Below are 17,108 nucleotides of genomic sequence, written 5' to 3' on the forward strand. Positions count from 1 at the left end.
TCGCTCTCCTATATCAAAAGTTCTATAATATATATTATGACAAATTAAACGTTATCTGTTTAATGAAAAAGTTCAATCAAGCTGTTGTTATAAAACATAATATTTTTCATGATCGGCGTTGTTAAATTTCTGCTCGACTATCATCACGACACATTCCAAGCTTTTCCTTTTGCGCCTGTCGTCTGTATTTTCGTACGCGAACCTCTCTTGGCTTCAGACCAATCAATGAGCGGATCTGGGTGGTTCACCACCCTTCTCTACGATTACCTCATGATCAAGTAGTGGTGCGACGTCATAGTCGCTGGCGTCCATCATACCGGAAACACGCTGAAGGGCTGCGATGAGGAAGCTTTGCTCCCACTCGTCAAGCGCCTTGAACTTATCAGAGAACCGATCATGAAGTGCCATCGGTGCACGACCCAGAACATTTCGACCATGCTCGGTCAATTGCACAAAGACCTTTCGTTTGTCTGTATTTCCGCGCGCACGCATCACGAGGTTCATCGCCTGAAGCCTATCAACAAGCGCAGTTGCGGAAGCCTGGGCAAGATTGACCTTCCCAGCGATTTCCCCAACGGTCATTTCCCCGAATTCTTCAAGAGACTGGAGGACAATAAGTTGCGATGTCTTGAGGCCGGTGACTTTTCCAAGCTTTTTGGCGTGAATGTCGCTGGCACGTAAAATGCGTCGAATTGAAATGAGCGCTTCGTGCAACTTGTCCATGCTGCAATTTCCGGAATTTGTTGTTCTGATTTGACCAACTAATACCCTATAAAACTGATATTCTGCAACGTTTTCCGGACGCTTTACATAGATGATCGAAATATATTTCAATCGAAAGCTGTTGAATTATCTATGCAAGTTGCTTTGATTTCCCCATAAAACAAGTGAATCCACTAAAAACAAAATATCAAATAATATCAATACTTTGAGAGGTATCACGATTTCGTCACAGAGCGAATGTTGACCTTTTTGCATCGATATTCTATATATTTATCACGACATGAAAGATCGTGTATCGAAATAATAGAGCAGATAAACCGATGAAAATTGCCACCACAAACGGCAATAACGGCCGTAAAGCCAATTTGATGATCCGGAAACCCAAGGCCACAGACGGTGCAGCAGTCAATGAATTGATTGCTGAATGCAAGCCGCTGGACGAAAATTCTGTTTATTGCAACCTTTTGCAATGTTCGCATTTCGCAGATACCTGCGTGATCGCAGAACTTAACGGCGAGCCCGTAGGGTTCGTTTCCGGCTACATTGTTCCGGAAAATCCGGAACGTCTGTTTATCTGGCAGGTTGCCGTTTCACCAAAGGCGCGCGGCCTGAAGCTTGCGAAGTCCATGATTCTTGAAATCCTTGATCGCCCGATTTGCCATGACGTGACCGAGCTGCAGACGACCATCACGTCGTCGAATGCACCGTCACAGGGTGTTTTCCGTTCCGTCGCACGCGAACTGGAGACCGAGGTCAAACGCAAGGTCCTGTTCGAACGCGAAACGCATTTCGATGGCGCATCCGCAAGTGAAATACTTTGGCAGATCGGCCCGTTCGAGCGTGAGGACGTTGCGCGCGTAGCAGCCTGATCGCCAGATCATCATTTTCCTGCTTTCTGCTGTCATTTAGTTGGAACAAACCGGCCTGCCCGGACGTTTGCTATGACAGGACCATTTTTTTATTTTCCCAATCAAAAGAGGGAATTATGACTGTATTTGATCGTCTTGAATCGGAAGTCCAGAGCTATGCTCGCTCCTTTCCTGTTACCTTTGAAAAAGCGGAAGGTGCTTGGCTGACCGATACCGATGGCAAACGTTATCTCGACTTCCTTGCTGGTGCAGGCAGCCTTAACTATGGCCATAATCACCCTGTGTTGCAGGAAAAACTGATCGATTATATCAAATCGAACGGCATTACTCATGGCTTGGATATGCACACCAAGGCCAAGGCTGCTTTCCTGAATGCGATGGAAAGCAAAGTGCTGAAACCACGCAACATGGATTATAAAATCCAGTTTACCGGCCCAACCGGTACCAACGCGGTTGAGGCGGCCCTTAAGCTTGCGCGCCGTGTAAAAGGACGCGAAACCGTGATTTCATTCACCAATGGTTTCCACGGTGTAACACTTGGTGCACTGGCAATTACTGGTAACGAGCATCATCGTGGTGCTGCCGGGGTATCTCTTGATAATGCCGTGGCGGTCCCCTTCGATGGTTACATGGGTGACGGTGCCGACACGACTGAATATCTGGACCGTGTTCTGGGCGACAATTCAAGTGGTATCGCCCTGCCCGCTGCCATCATCGTTGAAACCGTTCAGGGCGAAGGTGGGCTGAACGCTGCTGATTTTGACTGGCTGAGAAAGCTGGAACAGGTCTGCCGTAAGCACGATATCCTGCTGCTCGTTGATGATATTCAGGCGGGTTGTGGCCGAACAGGCACCTTCTTCAGCTTTGAGCCAGCCGGGATCAAGCCCGATATGGTGACGCTGTCTAAATCGCTTTCGGCTTATGGTTTGCCGCTGGCGGTTGTTCTAATCAAACCGGAATATGATGTATGGCATCCGGGTGAACACAATGGCACGTTCCGCGGCAATAACCATGCATTTGTGACGGCGGCGGCTGCACTTGATCATTTCTGGTCGGATGACAAGTTCGCTAGCGATATCCGAGACAAGGCCGACTTCCTTGGCAAGCGCCTTGAACAGATTGCCGAACGCTATGGCGATGGGAAAATCTATCGCAAAGGTCGCGGCTTGATGCAGGGTATCTGCTTTGAAAGTGGCGAGGTCGCATCCAAGGTTACCAAGGAATGTTTCGCGCACAATCTGGTTATCGAAACCAGTGGCCCGGAAGACGAAGTCGTCAAATGCCTGGTGCCCTTGATCATTTCCAAAGAAGATCTGGCCCACGGCCTTGATATTTTGGAAATGGCGACCGCCAAGGCAATGGACAAGGAAATTGTTGCACCAAAGGCTGCTGCTGAATGATTTTATCTGGGCGACATCAAGGTGTCGCCCTGCCCCACGGTTCAAATTAAATCAAAGAGTTATACATGATTGTTCGTACACTGAAAGAATGTGAAGCATCCGGTCGCCGTATCGTCGCCGATAACTGGGAAAGCACTCGTCTGTCGCTTGCTGATGATGGCATGGGTTTCTCGTTCCACATCACCACGATCTATGCCGGCACCGAGACCGAAATTTGCTACGCCAACCATTTCGAGACCGTCTATTGCATTTCTGGTAATGGCGAAGTCGAAACCATCGCGGACGGCAAGAAATACAAGATCGTGCCTGGCACAGTTTACATACTCAATAAGCACGATCGTCATTATCTGCGTGGTGGCACTGAGGATATGGTGGTTGCCTGTGCGTTTAACCCGCCGCTTAACGGGCGCGAAACCCACGATGAAAACGGGGTTTACCCGCTTGATGGTGATGCACTCGCCAGCTAGGGCTTTTGCTTTGGGGCGGCCATTATGGACCGCCCCAAGCTTTGAATGAATAGACTTTTCAAGGAAACGCCCCCAAAGGAGGCAACATGCTTTCAGCCCAGAAAAAGACTGTCGCAAAAACGGACGCTGGGCATAGCGTTCACAAGATCGGCGGAACATCGATGTCGCAGGTCAATGCCGTGATGGACAACATCCTTGTCGGCAATCTTAGCGATGAAGAACTTTATAACCGCGTTTTTGTGGTTTCGGCTTATGGCGGTTTCACTGACATGCTGCTGGAAAACAAAAAGACCGGTGAAGCCGGCGTTTATCAGCTTTATGCGGGTTCGGAAACCGATTGGGCATGGGGCGATTCCCTGACCAAGGTTTCTGAAAAGATGTGTGCGATTAACGAAGAAATCTTTGGCGACGCGCCGGAGCTCAAGCTGGCAAATGCATTCGTTCAAGAGCGTATCGAAGGCACGCGCAGTTGTCTGATGGACCTGCATCGCCTGTGCAGCTTTGGGCATTTCAAACTTGAAAAGCATTTGCTGACTGTTCGCGAAATGCTTAGCGCGATTGGTGAATCGCATAGTGCCCACAACACCATGCTGTTGCTCCGTGCCAAGGGTGTTAATGCTGTTTTTGCCGACCTTTCTGGCTGGCGTGAGCCGGAAGCATCAACGCTTGATGGCCGTATCGAAAAGGTATTTTCCGATATCGACATCGCCAAACAGCTTCCGATTGCCACTGGCTATGCCCAGTGCAGCGAAGGTTTGATGAGCATCTATGGTCGCGGATACAGCGAAGTAACGTTTTCGCGTATCGCCTGCCTGACACAGGCCCGCGAAGCGATCATTCACAAGGAATTCCACCTGTCGAGTGCTGATCCTCGCATCGTCGGTGAGGATGCCGTGCGTCCGATTGGTCGCACCAGCTATGATGTCGCCGATCAGTTGTCAAATATGGGCATGGAAGCCATTCATCCGCGCGCAGCAAAGGGGCTGCGTCAGAATGATATCCCGCTTCGTATTGCCAATACGTTTGAGCCGGAACATCCGGGGACCGTCATTGACGATCATTGGGACCCGGATGACAGCCGTGTCGAAATCGTGACTGGCGTACCGACAGCATTCGAGATCGAAGTGTTCAATCAGGACATGGTTGGTGTTGCCGGCGGTGAAGAAACAATTCTGAGTGTCCTGAAACGCTTCAAGGTTCCAACCGTCACCAAGAACCTGAATGCAAACACGATCACGCATTATGTATCCGCACCGCTTAAGCAAATCCGCCGCTGTGTGGATGAGATCGAAGAGAAACAACCCGAAGCGAGTGTGAAAACCCGCAAGGTTGCAATTGTTTCTGTGATCGGTGCCAATATTGATCAGCCGGGCCTATTTGCCCGCGCGGTTGGAATTCTTGATGCCGACGGCATTGAACTGGTCGCCAGCCACTATCCAAGTCGCCGTGTTGATCTTCAGTTCGTGGTTGCCGAAGGCGACTTCAACAAGGCAATCAAGGCGTTGCATCGGGGGCTTGTCGAAGGCAAGCATAGCAAAGCTGCCGATAAAAGCGCTGCCAAACCCGAAGAACGTGCCGCAGCCTGATTAAATCAAGCGGCAATTACAAATCGAAACCCGCCAGTCATCTTCTGGCGGGTTTTGTTTTGCCTTGCTTTTCCGCGAGCTTGCCATGCAGGGTATGTCGCGTTACGACAGAATGAACAAGTCACAACGAATAAGCAGGACATTACGGACATGGCGAACCATAACAGCAAGGCAATCAATGCATTACTGGATGTCATGGCCAGATTACGTGATCCAGATGGCGGCTGCCCTTGGGACCTGGAACAGAATTTTGCGACCATCGCCCCCTACACAATCGAGGAGGCATATGAAGTTGCCGATGCGATTGCCCAGAATGATATGAGCGAACTGCGCGAGGAACTTGGCGATCTGTTGCTTCAGGTCGTTTTTCATTCGCAGATGGCCACCGAAGAAGGCCATTTCACCTTTGAAGATGTCGCAAACAGCATTGTTTCGAAAATGATTGATCGTCATCCGCATGTCTTTGGCGATGGTGATGCCATAACCACGGATGGTGTCAATCAGACATGGGAAAAGATCAAGGCCGAAGAACGTGCGCAAAAGGCTGAAACAAAAGGGCAGCAACGCCATAGCGCCCTTGACGGTGTGGCAGGCGCCCTGCCCGCGCTGATGCGAGCCGAGAAACTGACGAAACGGGCTGCGCGTGTCGGGTTTGACTGGCCATCCACGGATGAAGTTTTTGATAAACTGCATGAAGAAATCGGCGAGCTGCAGGCCGAACTGACTGAAAATCCTGATCAGGATCGGATTGAGGACGAACTCGGTGACATGCTGTTCGTCATGGCCAACCTGTCGCGCAAGCTGGGTGTTGATCCCGAAGTTGCCTTGCGTCGCGCAAACCACAAATTCACACGACGTTTTCATTTCATCGAAAACGAATTGGCACGCGACGGGCGAAGTGCAGGGCAATCCGATCTGGAAGAAATGGATGCGCTTTGGAATGCCGCCAAACAGGCGGAGCGCAATAGCGGTTGAAGGATAAAGAGCGAAAACTACTCGAACAAAGGCAGCAATAACTCGTTCATTTCCGCCCAAAGTTCAGGTGAGGATGCACACAGTAAACCTGGCGCATTGCCATTGGCGTGATATTCATTCGATCTGTCAGCGGTGATATATTTGGCAACACCACCAGCCTCCCGCACAAGCAACGTGCCGGGCGCATGATCCCAGGGTTTCAGGTTGCGATAGGCGCAGAAATCAAAAAGTCCCCGGGCAATTTCCTGATATTCGGCCCCACAACAGGAATAGTGGGCAATCTCGTCAAAGAAATCGATATGACCATAATGCTTGCGAATACGATCACGCGCGAACGAGATCAGAAATCCCTTGGCATCTTTGGCTGCCTGAATGTCTGAGCGAACCCGGACGGGGGCGGCATTATGATACGTCCCCGCCCCTTTTTCCGCGACCGTTGCCGAACCCTCAATAGGGTCAACGATCCACGCAGCAATAGTTTCGTCACCGTGATAAAGGGCAACCATGCAGCGAAACGGCTGTTTGTGGTGGGCGAAGTTTTTGGTGCCGTCTACAGGATCGATGATCCAGATCGGGGCATCTTCACCAAACACACGTTCCGGCAGTTTCGGGTCGGCATGCGCGGCCTCTTCACCCAGTGCGACACTGCCGGGCAAAAGATCGCAAAACCTCTTTGTCAGAACACGTTCTGCCTCGGTATCCGCAATCGTTACCAGATCCATTGCATGGGTTTTGGTATCGATGTCGCCTTTTTCCAGCTGCCCAAAACGCGGTGCGATCTCTTTTGCCGATACTTCGCGGATAATCTCAGTCACCTTATCCATATCGACACTAAGCACACCTTGTTCCTTTCCAGTCTGAGTTCTAACAGGCAATTCTAGACCAAATGCAGATCAAACCCGGATTTGGCGCACCAATCTTCGAAACGACCGACGCGACTGTCATCAATCCTGACCTGCACCGAAATGCCGTCCTCACCGTCAATGCGTTTTAGCACTTCGCCCTGTTCATAGAGCCGAGCCAACGCCTTGCCATCCGAATAAGGGACAAGCAGCTCGAAAACAGGCATGTCTTCGGTCAGCCTATCCTCGATCAGAGCCAGCAACGCATCACAGTTGGTGCCTTTGATCGCTGATATTGCAATCGTATTGGCATTACGTGCCGAATATTCCTGCACAGCGGTCAAATCTTCGCCTTCAAGCTGATCGCATTTGTTCAGCGCCTCGACCAGCTCTTCGCCGTCAATTGCCTTTTGCAGACCAAGCGCTTTTAGAACTTCCAGCACGTCAAGCTTCTGGGCTTCCGCCTCGTGGGAGGAGGCATCACGCACATGCACGATCAAGTCAGCTTCGAGAACTTCTTCAAGTGTCGCCCTGAACGCTGCCACAAGATCGTGCGGCAGGTCTGAAACAAATCCGACAGTATCGGACAGGATCACCTTGCGACCACTTGGCAGTTCAAGACCGCGCATGGTCGGATCGAGGGTTGCAAACAGCATATCCTCGGCAAAGACGTCCGAAACGGTCAACTGGTTGAACAGCGTTGATTTGCCAGCGTTGGTATAGCCGACAAGTGCCACAATCGGATAAGGAACACGTCGACGTGCCTCGCGATGAAGTTCGCGTGTCCGCTTGACTTCCTCAAGCTCACGGCGAAGTTTGGCCAGCTTGTCGCCAATCAAACGACGGTCAATCTCGATCTGACGTTCCCCAGGACCGGCAAGGAACCCGCGACCGCCACGCTGGCGTTCAAGGTGCGTCCATGTGCGAACCAGACGGGACTTTTGATAGCTCAGCAACGCCAGTTGAACCTGCAGGCGCCCTTCACGGGTGCGCGCACGATCAGCAAAGATTTCAAGAATAAGACCGGTCCGATCAATAACCTTGCATTTCCATTCCCGTTCCAGATTACGTTGCTGGATCGGGGAAAGCTGGCCATTGATCATGACAATGTCGGCTTCTTCGGCTTTGATCTGATTTCCAAGGCGTTCAACGACACCGGTCCCAAACAGGGTGGCCGGACGTGTCTTTGCTATGGGCACAACCTCTGCGCCCACAACTTCAAAATCCAGTGCGCCGGTCAGGCTGACGGCTTCTTCCAGTCGCGACGATGCGTCGCGCCAAGATCCAGCTTGATCCGCACGTTTCAGTTCCGGATGGAAAACGAGGACCCGGGGGCTGTCATCGTCGCCGTTAGCCCCCGCAGTCAGAGATTCATCAGCTATTTTCTTCGTCCGTCGCAGGCTGGCTCGGATCAAACAGTTTAATCGGTGTCGTCGGCATTACCGTCGAAATCGCGTGTTTGTAAACGAGCTGGGTGTGAGCATCGCGCCGCAGCAAAACAGAGAAATTGTCAAACCAGGTAATAATGCCCTGCAATTTGACTCCGTTGACCAGAAACACGGTAACCGGCGTTTTGTTTTTACGGCAATAATTCAGGAATACGTCCTGAACATTTTGTGATTTTTCCGCCATTGGTTAGACCTAGCCTTCTTTTATGAGCGTTTTTATCGTTTCGGGCGGTCAAGGAAAATGCAGAACCGACGACTTTTCTGTCAATTACGGCTCCGGCCCCATTTTTATGACCTGATTGAACTATAAGACTTTCGCAAAGCTTTTTACAAGCCTTACAAGCGCTTCGCAATCGGGGAAATGCCAATCTGGTCCAAGATTCGCGGAATTCGTGGTGTCCCCGTGGCCGGTAACTTCGTCGCCGATCAGTATCGCGGTTGCACCAACATTGCGCGCGCACTGAATATCGACCACGCTATCACCCACAAACCACAGATTCTCATATTGCGCCGCAGCAGAGTCGCCCATCGCCAGATGCACCGGATCAGCCGCCGGTTTGTCTTTTTTTGCATCTGTAGCCCCGACCACACCACCGAAAAAATGCCCCCAACCAAGATAGTCAACTTCCGAGCGCAGAAAATCACCGTTCTTGTTGCTGACCACCCCCATATAGGCACCAGTATCACGAAGCGCACCCAAAAGATCATGCGCGCCCGCGAGTGGCGTAAGGGTTTCCAAGTGTATCGCCTTGAAATGGGCATAGAAACGATCTTTGGCTTCTTCCCAGCGGTCGTCGCCAAAAAGGGTTGGGAAACTGTCCCGCAATGAACGCGCGACCCGTGTTTTTGTCTCGGCAAGGTCCCACCGATCCTTGCCAAAATCATCAAATGTCAGATTAAGAGCCGCCTGAATGGTTTCCCAGCTATCGACCAGCGTGTTGTCCCAGTCGAAAATAACGGCTTTGGGCGGCAATAGCATTTTTTCTGACATGAATATATCCGGAACGCACGTTAATCTGATTTACAATAATAATACTGCAAGCCTTTGAATTTTTAGAAATATTCCAGCCGTACGGCAAACATCTTTTCGACCTTTTTGATTTGCTCGGAGCCCGCAAAGACCACAATCCGGTCATTGGCTTCGATTACCGTATTGGCGCGTGGCATCACGACTTCGCCATCGCGCAGGATTGCACCAAACACGACGCCTGCCGGCATGGCGATATCCTTGATCGCCTTGCCGACAATTGGTGCTGTCTCAAGTGCTTCGGCTTCCAGAACTTCTCCAAATCCTTCGGAAAGACTGTGCACCGCACGAATTCGCCCACGGCGAACATGGTGCAGAATGGTCGACACCGTCGTCATGCGCGGGCTGATGACAACGTCAATCCCAAGCTCGGAAACCAAGGATGTATAGGTGCTTTTGTTAATCAGGGTCAGCGCGCGCGGGCAGCCATACCGTTTCGCCAGAAGCGATGACAGAATGTTGGTTTCATCATCGTTAGTTAGCGCGACAACCGCCTCGGCATTGCCGACATTGGCCTCTTCCAGCAGTTCAGGATCAAGCACATCCCCGCGCAGAACCACGCTTTTCTTTGGCAGTTTCTGAGCTACGAAACGGGCACGTTCCGGATCCGCCTCGATCAGGCGGGTGGTGACACCTGGGAAGTTCTGATTGATTTCCTCGGCCAGGAAAAGTGCAATATTCCCGCCCCCAAAAATAACAATGCGTCGTGCTTCCGGGTCTTCGTGACCAAAGGCCGACATCGCGCGATCCACCTGATCGCTGGATACTGCCAGATAGACCAGATCACCAGCCAGCATCTGATCATCGCCCTTGGGATAAACCGGTTTATCATTACGGATCATGCCAAGGATCGAAATATTTAGGTCCGGGAACAACTGGTGCAACTGCCGAAGTGGTGTATTGATCACCGGACAATCTTCGTTGCATCGCAGACCAAGGATTTTGACCTTGTCATCCGCAAACGGGATCATGTCGAATGCACCGGGTGCCCGCAAACGCCGTGCGACGGCGCGGGCAACTTCCATTTCAGGGGAAATCACAACGTCGATCGGCAACTTTTCACGGCCAAACAGGCTTGCCCATTCCGGTTGCAGATAGGTCTGGCTGCGAATACGGGCGATTTTCGTCGGCACATTAAACAGCGAATGCGCCACCTGACAGGCCGTCATGTTGACTTCGTCGGCAAAGGTCACCGCGATCAGCATATCTGCTTCATCGGCACCTGCCTGCTGCAAGACATCAGGATGTGATCCAAAGCCAATGATACCCTTGACTTCCAGTGTATCGGAAATCTTGCGAACCAATTCTTCCGACTGGTCGATAACCGTCACATCATTGTTTTCGGCAGCAAGATATTTGGCAATATGGAACCCCACCTGCCCGGCGCCGCAAATGATGACCTTCATTGTTTCGTCTCCCGTTCAAAAGTTCCGGATCGTATGAAGAGGCTTATTCAGCACGTTCTCCATTCACGCCCAGACTTTTGAGTTTTCGATGCAAGGCCGAACGTTCCATTCCTACAAAACTTGCGGTTTTGGAAATATTCCCGCCAAAGCGTTCCACCTGTGTCTGAAGATATTCCTTTTCGAACATCTCGCGGGCTTCACGCAGTGGCAATGCCATGATTTCACTGGTTTTATCAAAATTCAAAGATACAGGCACATCTTCAAACAGCTCGGCTGGCAGCATTTTACCGCTGATAATATCCGTACTGTCATCCGGCGCCATGATCATCAGTCGTTCAATCACATTTCGCAGCTGACGGACATTTCCCGGCCAGTCATAGGAATGCAACGCAGCCAATGCTTCCCCCGACAATTTACGCTTTGGCAGGCCGGTCGCTTCGGCGTAACGCACAAGGAACCACTCGGCAAGATCCGGGATATCATCGCGACGTTGCTGCAACGACGGCACCTGCAAGGGTACAACATTCAGCCGGTAGTATAAATCCTGACGGAAACGCTGTTCGGCAATACGCTCTTCCAGGTCGCGCGCAGTCGTCGCAACGACACGGACATCAACACTGACCGGAACAGAACCACCAACACGTTCAAAGGTTTGTTCCTGAAGCACACGAACAATTTTTCCTTGCGTTTCCAGTGGCATATCAGCCACTTCATCAAGCAAAAGCGTACCGCCATGTGCGAGTTCGAGCACCCCGGTGCGGGCTTCCCGATTGGCAGCCGCAACCGCACCAAACAGGGATTCCTCCATCGTTTCCGGCGAAATATTTGCGCAGTTCAGCACAACGAATGGTGCATCTGAACGGGCGGAATTTTTGTGGATCAGGCGTGCGACAACCTCTTTTCCCGAACCAGCAGGGCCTGAAATCAGGATACGGCTTCCTGTGCGGGCAACCCGATCAATGGCCTGGCGCAATCCGTTGATGGCACTTGAACTGCCGACAAGTTCGGTATCGCCCCCTGCCCGCATGGTTAGTTCGCGGTTTTCGCGGCGCAGGCGCGCATCATCAATGGCACGTTCAACCACCAGCAAAAGCCGATCCGTATTGAACGGTTTTTCGATGAAATCATATGCCCCGTTGCGTGAAGCTTCAAGCGCGGTTTCAATATTTCCGTGGCCGGAAATCATGACTACAGGGACTTCGCTATGCTCACGTTTGATCAGCTTCAGAGTCTCGATACCGTCGTGATCGCTTTCATCCATCCAGATATCGAGGATAACAAGGCTCGGACGGCGAGCAGCAACCTCGGAAAGCGCTTCCTGGCTGGAGCCTGCCTGACGGGTCTTGTGTCCTTCGTCTTCCAGAATTCCGGCAATCAGAGCCCGGATATCTTCTTCATCATCGACGATCAGAATATCGTGCGCCATGTCTTGACCAATATGCCCGTATTTAAATTATTGCTGATGAAACAACCAGATCAGTTGTTCAAAGAATTGCTGTCCGCAGTATCTTCTGCAGTTATGTGTTTGCCTGCGGTCGGAAACGCCAGCGTAACGGTTGCACCGCTCTCGACACCGTCGGCAAGTATAAGCTCTCCGCCATGGTCTTCCATGATTTTCTTGACGATTGCAAGACCAAGACCAGTACCTTTTGATCGTGTGGTGACGTAGGGTTCGGTAAGCCTTTCGCGGTTTTCAACCGGTAGACCTTTGCCATTATCCGAAACTGTCACATAGATACGTTGATTTTCATCAGAACGTGTCACAGAAATTTCGATACGTCCTTGCGGAAGCTCGGTAACATCACCTTCCCGCCCCTCGATCGCCTCTGCGGCGTTTTTAAGGGTGTTGGTCAGACATTGGTTAACCTGACGCGCATCACAGGATACCTCAATTTCACGACCTGCCTTTGCGTCGAAGTCATAGATGATTTTGGTGTAAGCCTGTTTTTGCAGGAACACGGCACCTTTCACCAGATCAACAATCTTTTCCGATTTCATCTTTGGCGATGGCATTCGGGCAAAGCTTGAAAATTCGTCAACCATGCGTCCAATATCTCCAACCTGACGAATAATCGTGTCGGTACAGGTTTTAAATACCTCGGTATCGCTTTGAATTTCCTTCAGATATCGACGTTTAAGACGTTCTGCTGAAAGCTGTATCGGTGTTAGCGGGTTCTTGATCTCGTGGGCGATACGGCGGGCAACATCGGCCCATGCTGCCATCCGTTGCGCGGTTTGAAGTTCAGTGACATCGTCAAAAGTTACGACATATCCGAAAATAGACCGGTCTTCCGCACGCTCGATCGTGACGCGCGCTAAAAGCATAAGGTTCAGACCATCGCGCCGTATTTCGATCTGCCGTGATTTACTGCGATCCCCTTCCTTGCTGAGATCTTCGAACAACACGGAAAATTCCGGGATAACCTCGCAGATCGACTGCCCGATAGCCCTATCCAGATCAATTCCCATCAGGTCCGATGCGCTGCGGTTTGGAAGATTGATGTGACACTCTGCATCCAGTCCGATAACGCCTGCCGTCACACCACCCAAAATGGCTTCTGTAAAGCGCCGACGTTCATCATTCAGGCGGTTGGCCGCCACAAGTTCCGTCCGCTGCGTGTCAAGCTGGGCCGTCATGCGGTTGAAGGCACGGGTTAATGCCTCAAGCTCGTCCTCCTGCCCCGCAAGCGGAACGCGGAAGGTTAAATCGCCATCGCTGACTTTTTCGGCACCGATGATCAACTGAGAAATCGGTTCAACCAATCGCGTTGCGACCATCAGCCCTAGCGTAACCGCCGCCAAAAGCAGAACAACCGCGATCAGAACAAAGATCATGACAAAGGTGATCACGATCCCTGACCGTTCGCCTTCAAGGTTTTCGTATGCGGTAACCGCTTTGCGGGCCTTATCGATACGCTCCAGCACATTGGGATCAACGAACCGGCCAACAAGAAGATACCCGTCGATGAAGCTATCAAGATGTGTCATTGCGCGGATGCGATTATCGGTATTGCCCAAAATCAGAACCACATCATTATTTCGAGCGCGATCATATACTTCCTGCGGGATTGGCGACAAAACCGGATCGTATGAGAAACTGTAATCGGATTGCGCCAGAACGGCTCCGCTTCCATCAATAATGACGGCTTCGGGCAAACCACGTGCATCTGCCTGCGCCGTCAGAATTCTGTTGATCCGCTCCCGGTCAGTTGCAAAGTTGACGCCAAGACGTTGAAGGTCATTTGCCGTTGCCAAAACATCGGCCCGGATCAGTTCCTGATGTTCTTTCAGATATGCTTCGGCAATCACCATACTTTCTTCGACGGCGGTTCGGATGCGATCACTGAACCATCCCTGAATACCGAAATGCAGGAACAACGCGGAAAATACGGCAACGATAATCGCTGGCGTTACCGCGACCAGCGAAAATAGCAGAACCATTCTTGTATGCAGTTTGGCGCCGGCCGTACCACGACGTCGCTCGGCCCATATCTGGACGAGCTTGCGGGCAACCAGCGTGGCAAGTGCAAGAACAAGAACAAGGTCAATATTCAGCAAAAGGATGATCAGACGGGGTTCTGGCCGTAGCGGCGCGGTACCGGTCATCGCGAGATAGGTCGCAAGAACAGATACAAGCGCGGCACAGACCAAACCTATCGCAAACTTTCGCGATTGGCTAAGTCGCCCCAGGAACCTGACAAACCACGACTGCATAAGACGACTGGTGACGGGTCGCCCGGCTTCGGTCATTTTGCGCCCCTGACAACTTCCAGTCCGAGATCACGAATTTTCTTGCGCAGGGTATTGCGATTAAGCCCAAGAACCTCGGCTGCCTTCACCTGATTGCCCCTGGTCGCTTCCAGTGTAACAGTCAAAAGCGGGCGTTCCATTTCACGCAGAATACGATCATAGAGACCACTTGATGGCAAATCCTCGTCATGGGCATCGTAATACTCGCGAACATGACGTTCGATCGATTCCGCAAGTGACTGGGGCTCTCCGACTGGGGCTGACTCGCTGATGTTATTTTCGGAAAACTCGGTTTCGATAACATCGACACCAATCACATCATGCGAATATAGAGCCGTCAGACGGCGCACCATGTTTTCCAGTTCGCGGATGTTGCCCGGCCAGCGATGCACCTTCAAACGCGCCATCGCATCGGAAGAAAGCGTCTTGCGAGGAAGTCCCTCTTCGCTTGCCTGCATCAGGAAGTGATTGACCAGTTCCGGGATATCTTCAAGCCGCTCCCGAAGGGATGGCAAACGGATCGGCACGACATTCAGGCGATAGAATAAATCCTCGCGGAAAGTTCCTTCGCGGATCAGTTTGCGCAGATCGCGATGTGTTGCCGCAACAATACGAACATTAACGCGGATTGGCGTGCGCCCGCCAACACGGGTATATTCGCCTTCCTGAAGGACACGAAGCAAACGGGTTTGCGCTTCAAGCGGCATATCACCGATTTCATCGAGAAACAGCGTACCGCCCTCGGCCTGCTCAAAGCGGCCAACCTTGCGCTCGTTGGCACCGGTGAAAGCACCCTTTTCATGACCGAACAACTCGCTTTCGATCAGTTCACGCGGGATTGCTGCCATGTTAATGGCAACGAACGGCCCATGACGACGACCGCCATATTCATGAAGTGCACGCGCTACCAGCTCCTTGCCGGTACCACTTTCACCAGTCACCATCACTGTCAGGTCGGTGTTCATCAACCGGGCCAGCGCACGATAGATTTCCTGCATTGCCGCAGAACGACCGATCAATGGCAGACGGTCATCACCTTCATCATCTGATGATTTGGCATTGTCGGCGGCTTGTGGTGTTTCAAGCGCACGATCAACAATACTGATCAACTCGTTTAAATCAAAAGGTTTTGGAAGATATTCAAAGGCACCGCGCTGTGCTGCTTTTACGGCTGTCATCAGGGTGTTCTGCGCGCTCATGACGATAACGCGTAAATCCGGTCGAAGCTTGCGGATGCGCGGCACCATATCAAGCCCGTTTTCATCTGGCATCATGACATCCGTAATCACCAGATCGCCGTCCCCATCGGCAATCCAGTCCCACAAGGTACGTCCGTGACCGGTACTGCGGACCTCGTGCCCCTGACGCGACAGAGCCTGCGTCAGAACAGTACGGATCGCACGGTCATCATCAGCAACAAGAATTCTGGCCGGGCTCGGGCTCATACGGTTTCTTCCTTGTTTTTCATTATATTATCCGCACTGACGTCTTCGGCCAACGTGCGGTTATAGATCGGCAGCATGATCTGAAATTCGGCACCGCCCCCCGGTGCGTCTTTCACTTCTATAACACCACCATGGTCATTGATAATTTTTGCCACCAACGCCAACCCCAGTCCGGAACCGGTTGGTTTGGTGGTCACAAACGGATCAAACAGGCTTTCGCGCATATCGGGCGCAATACCCGGTCCATTGTCGCGCACCGAAACAACCAGTGGCAAATGCACACGTGCATCGCCACCAGCCACAGCCAGACGGATACCATGCTGGTACCGCGTTGAAATCACAATATGACCGCTGTCATGATCGACAGCCTCGCCTGCATTTTTAAGAAGGTTCAGAAATACCTGAATCAGCTGATCTCGGTTGCCAAATACCGGTGGCAACGACGGGTCATAGATTTCTTCGAAGGCAAGGTGTTTGCCAAAACCGTTTTCAGCAAGCCTGCGGACATGTTCAAGTACGGTATGAATGTTAACCGCACCGCGTTCCATCGGCTTGTCGGAAAAGATTTCCATGCGGTCAACAAGGTCAACGATCCGGTCGGCCTCATCACAGATCAACCGCGTTAGTACCCGGTCGTCTTCATTCGATGTTTGTTCAAGCAACTGTGCCGCGCCACGGATACCCGATAGCGGATTTTTAATCTCGTGCGCAAGGATCGCTGCCATCGCACTTACCGAACGTGCCGAGTTCCGGCTTAACAACTGATTATCAATCTTCTGAGCGATAGAGCGCGGCTCGAACGTCAGAACAGCGCAATCAGGTTCATCTGGCATCGAGCCCACTGTCAGATTGACGGTATGTTTGCCAATCTTCGGGCTTTCGATCAGAAGATTATGATCCGCCACCAAGGTTGCTTCGTCGATAGCCTGACTGATCAGCGAGAAAACCGGGCTGTCACCGGGAATGAAGTCCTTGAGGTTGCTGCGGCACAAAACGGCGGCGCTGGTATTGAACAGCTGTTCCGTCGCCTGATTGACGAAGCGGATTTTGCCATCCCGATCAGAAACGACGACCGCACTGGCAATTGCATTAAGCACGCCAGTCGGGTCTACCCCGTTTCCTTTGCCAAATCCAAGTCTCATTCAAAGTTTCCCCGATAATATCGCTATT

General features: G+C 51.6%; 15 protein-coding genes. 5 read left to right on the forward strand and 10 right to left on the reverse strand.

All coding sequences use genetic code 11. From position 1 onward, the window contains the following. Positions 1-222 precede the first annotated feature (222 nt). Positions 223-834: a MarR family winged helix-turn-helix transcriptional regulator gene (locus SMB34_RS19740; RefSeq protein ID WP_240478883.1), complete on the reverse strand. Its 612-nt coding sequence runs from the start codon at positions 832-834 to the stop codon at positions 223-225. 209 nt (positions 835-1,043) lie between these two features. Between SMB34_RS19740 and ectA the strand changes: the two genes are divergently transcribed. The 5 genes from ectA (at position 1,044) to mazG (ending at position 6,020) form a co-directional block, all read left to right on the forward strand. Continuing rightward, on the forward strand, positions 1,044-1,592 hold the full coding sequence (gene ectA, locus SMB34_RS19745; protein ID WP_007089564.1) for a diaminobutyrate acetyltransferase: 549 nt from the start codon (positions 1,044-1,046) through the stop codon (positions 1,590-1,592). 116 nt (positions 1,593-1,708) lie between these two features. After that, a complete protein-coding gene (gene ectB / locus SMB34_RS19750; protein ID WP_037992592.1) occupies positions 1,709-2,992 on the forward strand; it encodes a diaminobutyrate--2-oxoglutarate transaminase in 1,284 nt (427 codons plus the stop codon). A gap of 65 nt (positions 2,993-3,057) precedes the next feature. Continuing rightward, positions 3,058-3,459, forward strand: a complete 402-nt coding sequence (locus SMB34_RS19755; protein WP_007089562.1) for an ectoine synthase — start codon at positions 3,058-3,060, stop codon at positions 3,457-3,459. A gap of 86 nt (positions 3,460-3,545) precedes the next feature. Continuing rightward, complete coding sequence (locus SMB34_RS19760; RefSeq protein ID WP_051682433.1) at positions 3,546-5,045, forward strand: aspartate kinase; 1,500 nt, start codon at positions 3,546-3,548, stop codon at positions 5,043-5,045. Between the two features lie 150 nt (positions 5,046-5,195). Further along, positions 5,196-6,020 carry a nucleoside triphosphate pyrophosphohydrolase gene (mazG, locus tag SMB34_RS19765; protein ID WP_037992594.1) on the forward strand — a complete coding sequence of 275 codons (825 nt, stop codon included), beginning with the start codon at positions 5,196-5,198 and terminating at the stop codon, positions 6,018-6,020. 17 nt (positions 6,021-6,037) lie between these two features. On the opposite strand, the gene SMB34_RS19770 is transcribed toward mazG, so the two are convergent. The 9 genes from SMB34_RS19770 to SMB34_RS19810 all read right to left on the reverse strand — a co-directional run bounded on the left by SMB34_RS19770 (position 6,038) and on the right by SMB34_RS19810 (position 17,080). Continuing rightward, positions 6,038-6,859, reverse strand: a complete 822-nt coding sequence (locus SMB34_RS19770) for an inositol monophosphatase family protein (protein ID WP_240478884.1) — start codon at positions 6,857-6,859, stop codon at positions 6,038-6,040. A 38-nt stretch (positions 6,860-6,897) separates the two neighbouring features. After that, a complete protein-coding gene (hflX, locus tag SMB34_RS19775) occupies positions 6,898-8,229 on the reverse strand; it encodes a GTPase HflX (RefSeq protein ID WP_051682440.1) in 1,332 nt (443 codons plus the stop codon). A 7-nt stretch (positions 8,230-8,236) separates the two neighbouring features. After that, on the reverse strand, positions 8,237-8,494 hold the full coding sequence (gene hfq, locus SMB34_RS19780; RefSeq protein WP_007089557.1) for an RNA chaperone Hfq: 258 nt from the start codon (positions 8,492-8,494) through the stop codon (positions 8,237-8,239). 120 nt (positions 8,495-8,614) lie between these two features. Then, entirely contained in the window at positions 8,615-9,301 is a 687-nt protein-coding gene (locus SMB34_RS19785; RefSeq protein WP_007089556.1) for an HAD family hydrolase, read from the reverse strand. Between the two features lie 62 nt (positions 9,302-9,363). Continuing rightward, on the reverse strand, positions 9,364-10,743 hold the full coding sequence (trkA, locus tag SMB34_RS19790) for a Trk system potassium transporter TrkA (RefSeq protein ID WP_007089555.1): 1,380 nt from the start codon (positions 10,741-10,743) through the stop codon (positions 9,364-9,366). 43 nt (positions 10,744-10,786) lie between these two features. Next, positions 10,787-12,169, reverse strand: a complete 1,383-nt coding sequence (gene ntrX, locus SMB34_RS19795; RefSeq protein ID WP_007089554.1) for a nitrogen assimilation response regulator NtrX — start codon at positions 12,167-12,169, stop codon at positions 10,787-10,789. A 50-nt stretch (positions 12,170-12,219) separates the two neighbouring features. Continuing rightward, a complete protein-coding gene (locus SMB34_RS19800; RefSeq protein ID WP_181849854.1) occupies positions 12,220-14,493 on the reverse strand; it encodes a sensor histidine kinase NtrY-like in 2,274 nt (757 codons plus the stop codon). Further along, on the reverse strand, positions 14,490-15,938 hold the full coding sequence (gene ntrC, locus SMB34_RS19805) for a nitrogen regulation protein NR(I) (protein ID WP_007089552.1): 1,449 nt from the start codon (positions 15,936-15,938) through the stop codon (positions 14,490-14,492). Before ntrC ends, SMB34_RS19800 begins: the two co-directional genes overlap by 4 nt. Further along, on the reverse strand, positions 15,935-17,080 hold the full coding sequence (locus SMB34_RS19810; RefSeq protein ID WP_037992596.1) for a two-component system sensor histidine kinase NtrB: 1,146 nt from the start codon (positions 17,078-17,080) through the stop codon (positions 15,935-15,937). The genes ntrC and SMB34_RS19810 overlap by 4 nt, the downstream gene beginning before the upstream one ends. Positions 17,081-17,108: the final 28 nt, after the last annotated feature.

It is taken from the genome of Thalassospira permensis NBRC 106175, from assembly GCF_000714555.1.
GTDB lineage: Bacteria > Pseudomonadota > Alphaproteobacteria > Rhodospirillales > Thalassospiraceae > Thalassospira > Thalassospira xiamenensis.

What these genes read in the sequence shown, in the direction of transcription:
- ectA (WP_007089564.1), top strand. Translation starts at nt 1,044, where the DNA reads ATGAAAATTGCCACCACAAACGGCAATAACGGCCGTAAAGCCAATTTG.
- ectB (WP_037992592.1), top strand. Translation starts at nt 1,709, where the DNA reads ATGACTGTATTTGATCGTCTTGAATCGGAAGTCCAGAGCTATGCTCGC.
- SMB34_RS19755 (WP_007089562.1), top strand. Translation starts at nt 3,058, where the DNA reads ATGATTGTTCGTACACTGAAAGAATGTGAAGCATCCGGTCGCCGTATC.
- SMB34_RS19760 (WP_051682433.1), top strand. Translation starts at nt 3,546, where the DNA reads ATGCTTTCAGCCCAGAAAAAGACTGTCGCAAAAACGGACGCTGGGCAT.
- mazG (WP_037992594.1), top strand. Translation starts at nt 5,196, where the DNA reads ATGGCGAACCATAACAGCAAGGCAATCAATGCATTACTGGATGTCATG.
- hfq (WP_007089557.1), bottom strand. Translation starts at nt 8,494, where the DNA reads ATGGCGGAAAAATCACAAAATGTTCAGGACGTATTCCTGAATTATTGC.
- SMB34_RS19785 (WP_007089556.1), bottom strand. Translation starts at nt 9,301, where the DNA reads ATGTCAGAAAAAATGCTATTGCCGCCCAAAGCCGTTATTTTCGACTGG.
- trkA (WP_007089555.1), bottom strand. Translation starts at nt 10,743, where the DNA reads ATGAAGGTCATCATTTGCGGCGCCGGGCAGGTGGGGTTCCATATTGCC.
- ntrX (WP_007089554.1), bottom strand. Translation starts at nt 12,169, where the DNA reads ATGGCGCACGATATTCTGATCGTCGATGATGAAGAAGATATCCGGGCT.
- SMB34_RS19800 (WP_181849854.1), bottom strand. Translation starts at nt 14,493, where the DNA reads ATGACCGAAGCCGGGCGACCCGTCACCAGTCGTCTTATGCAGTCGTGG.
- ntrC (WP_007089552.1), bottom strand. Translation starts at nt 15,938, where the DNA reads ATGAGCCCGAGCCCGGCCAGAATTCTTGTTGCTGATGATGACCGTGCG.
- SMB34_RS19810 (WP_037992596.1), bottom strand. Translation starts at nt 17,080, where the DNA reads ATGAGACTTGGATTTGGCAAAGGAAACGGGGTAGACCCGACTGGCGTG.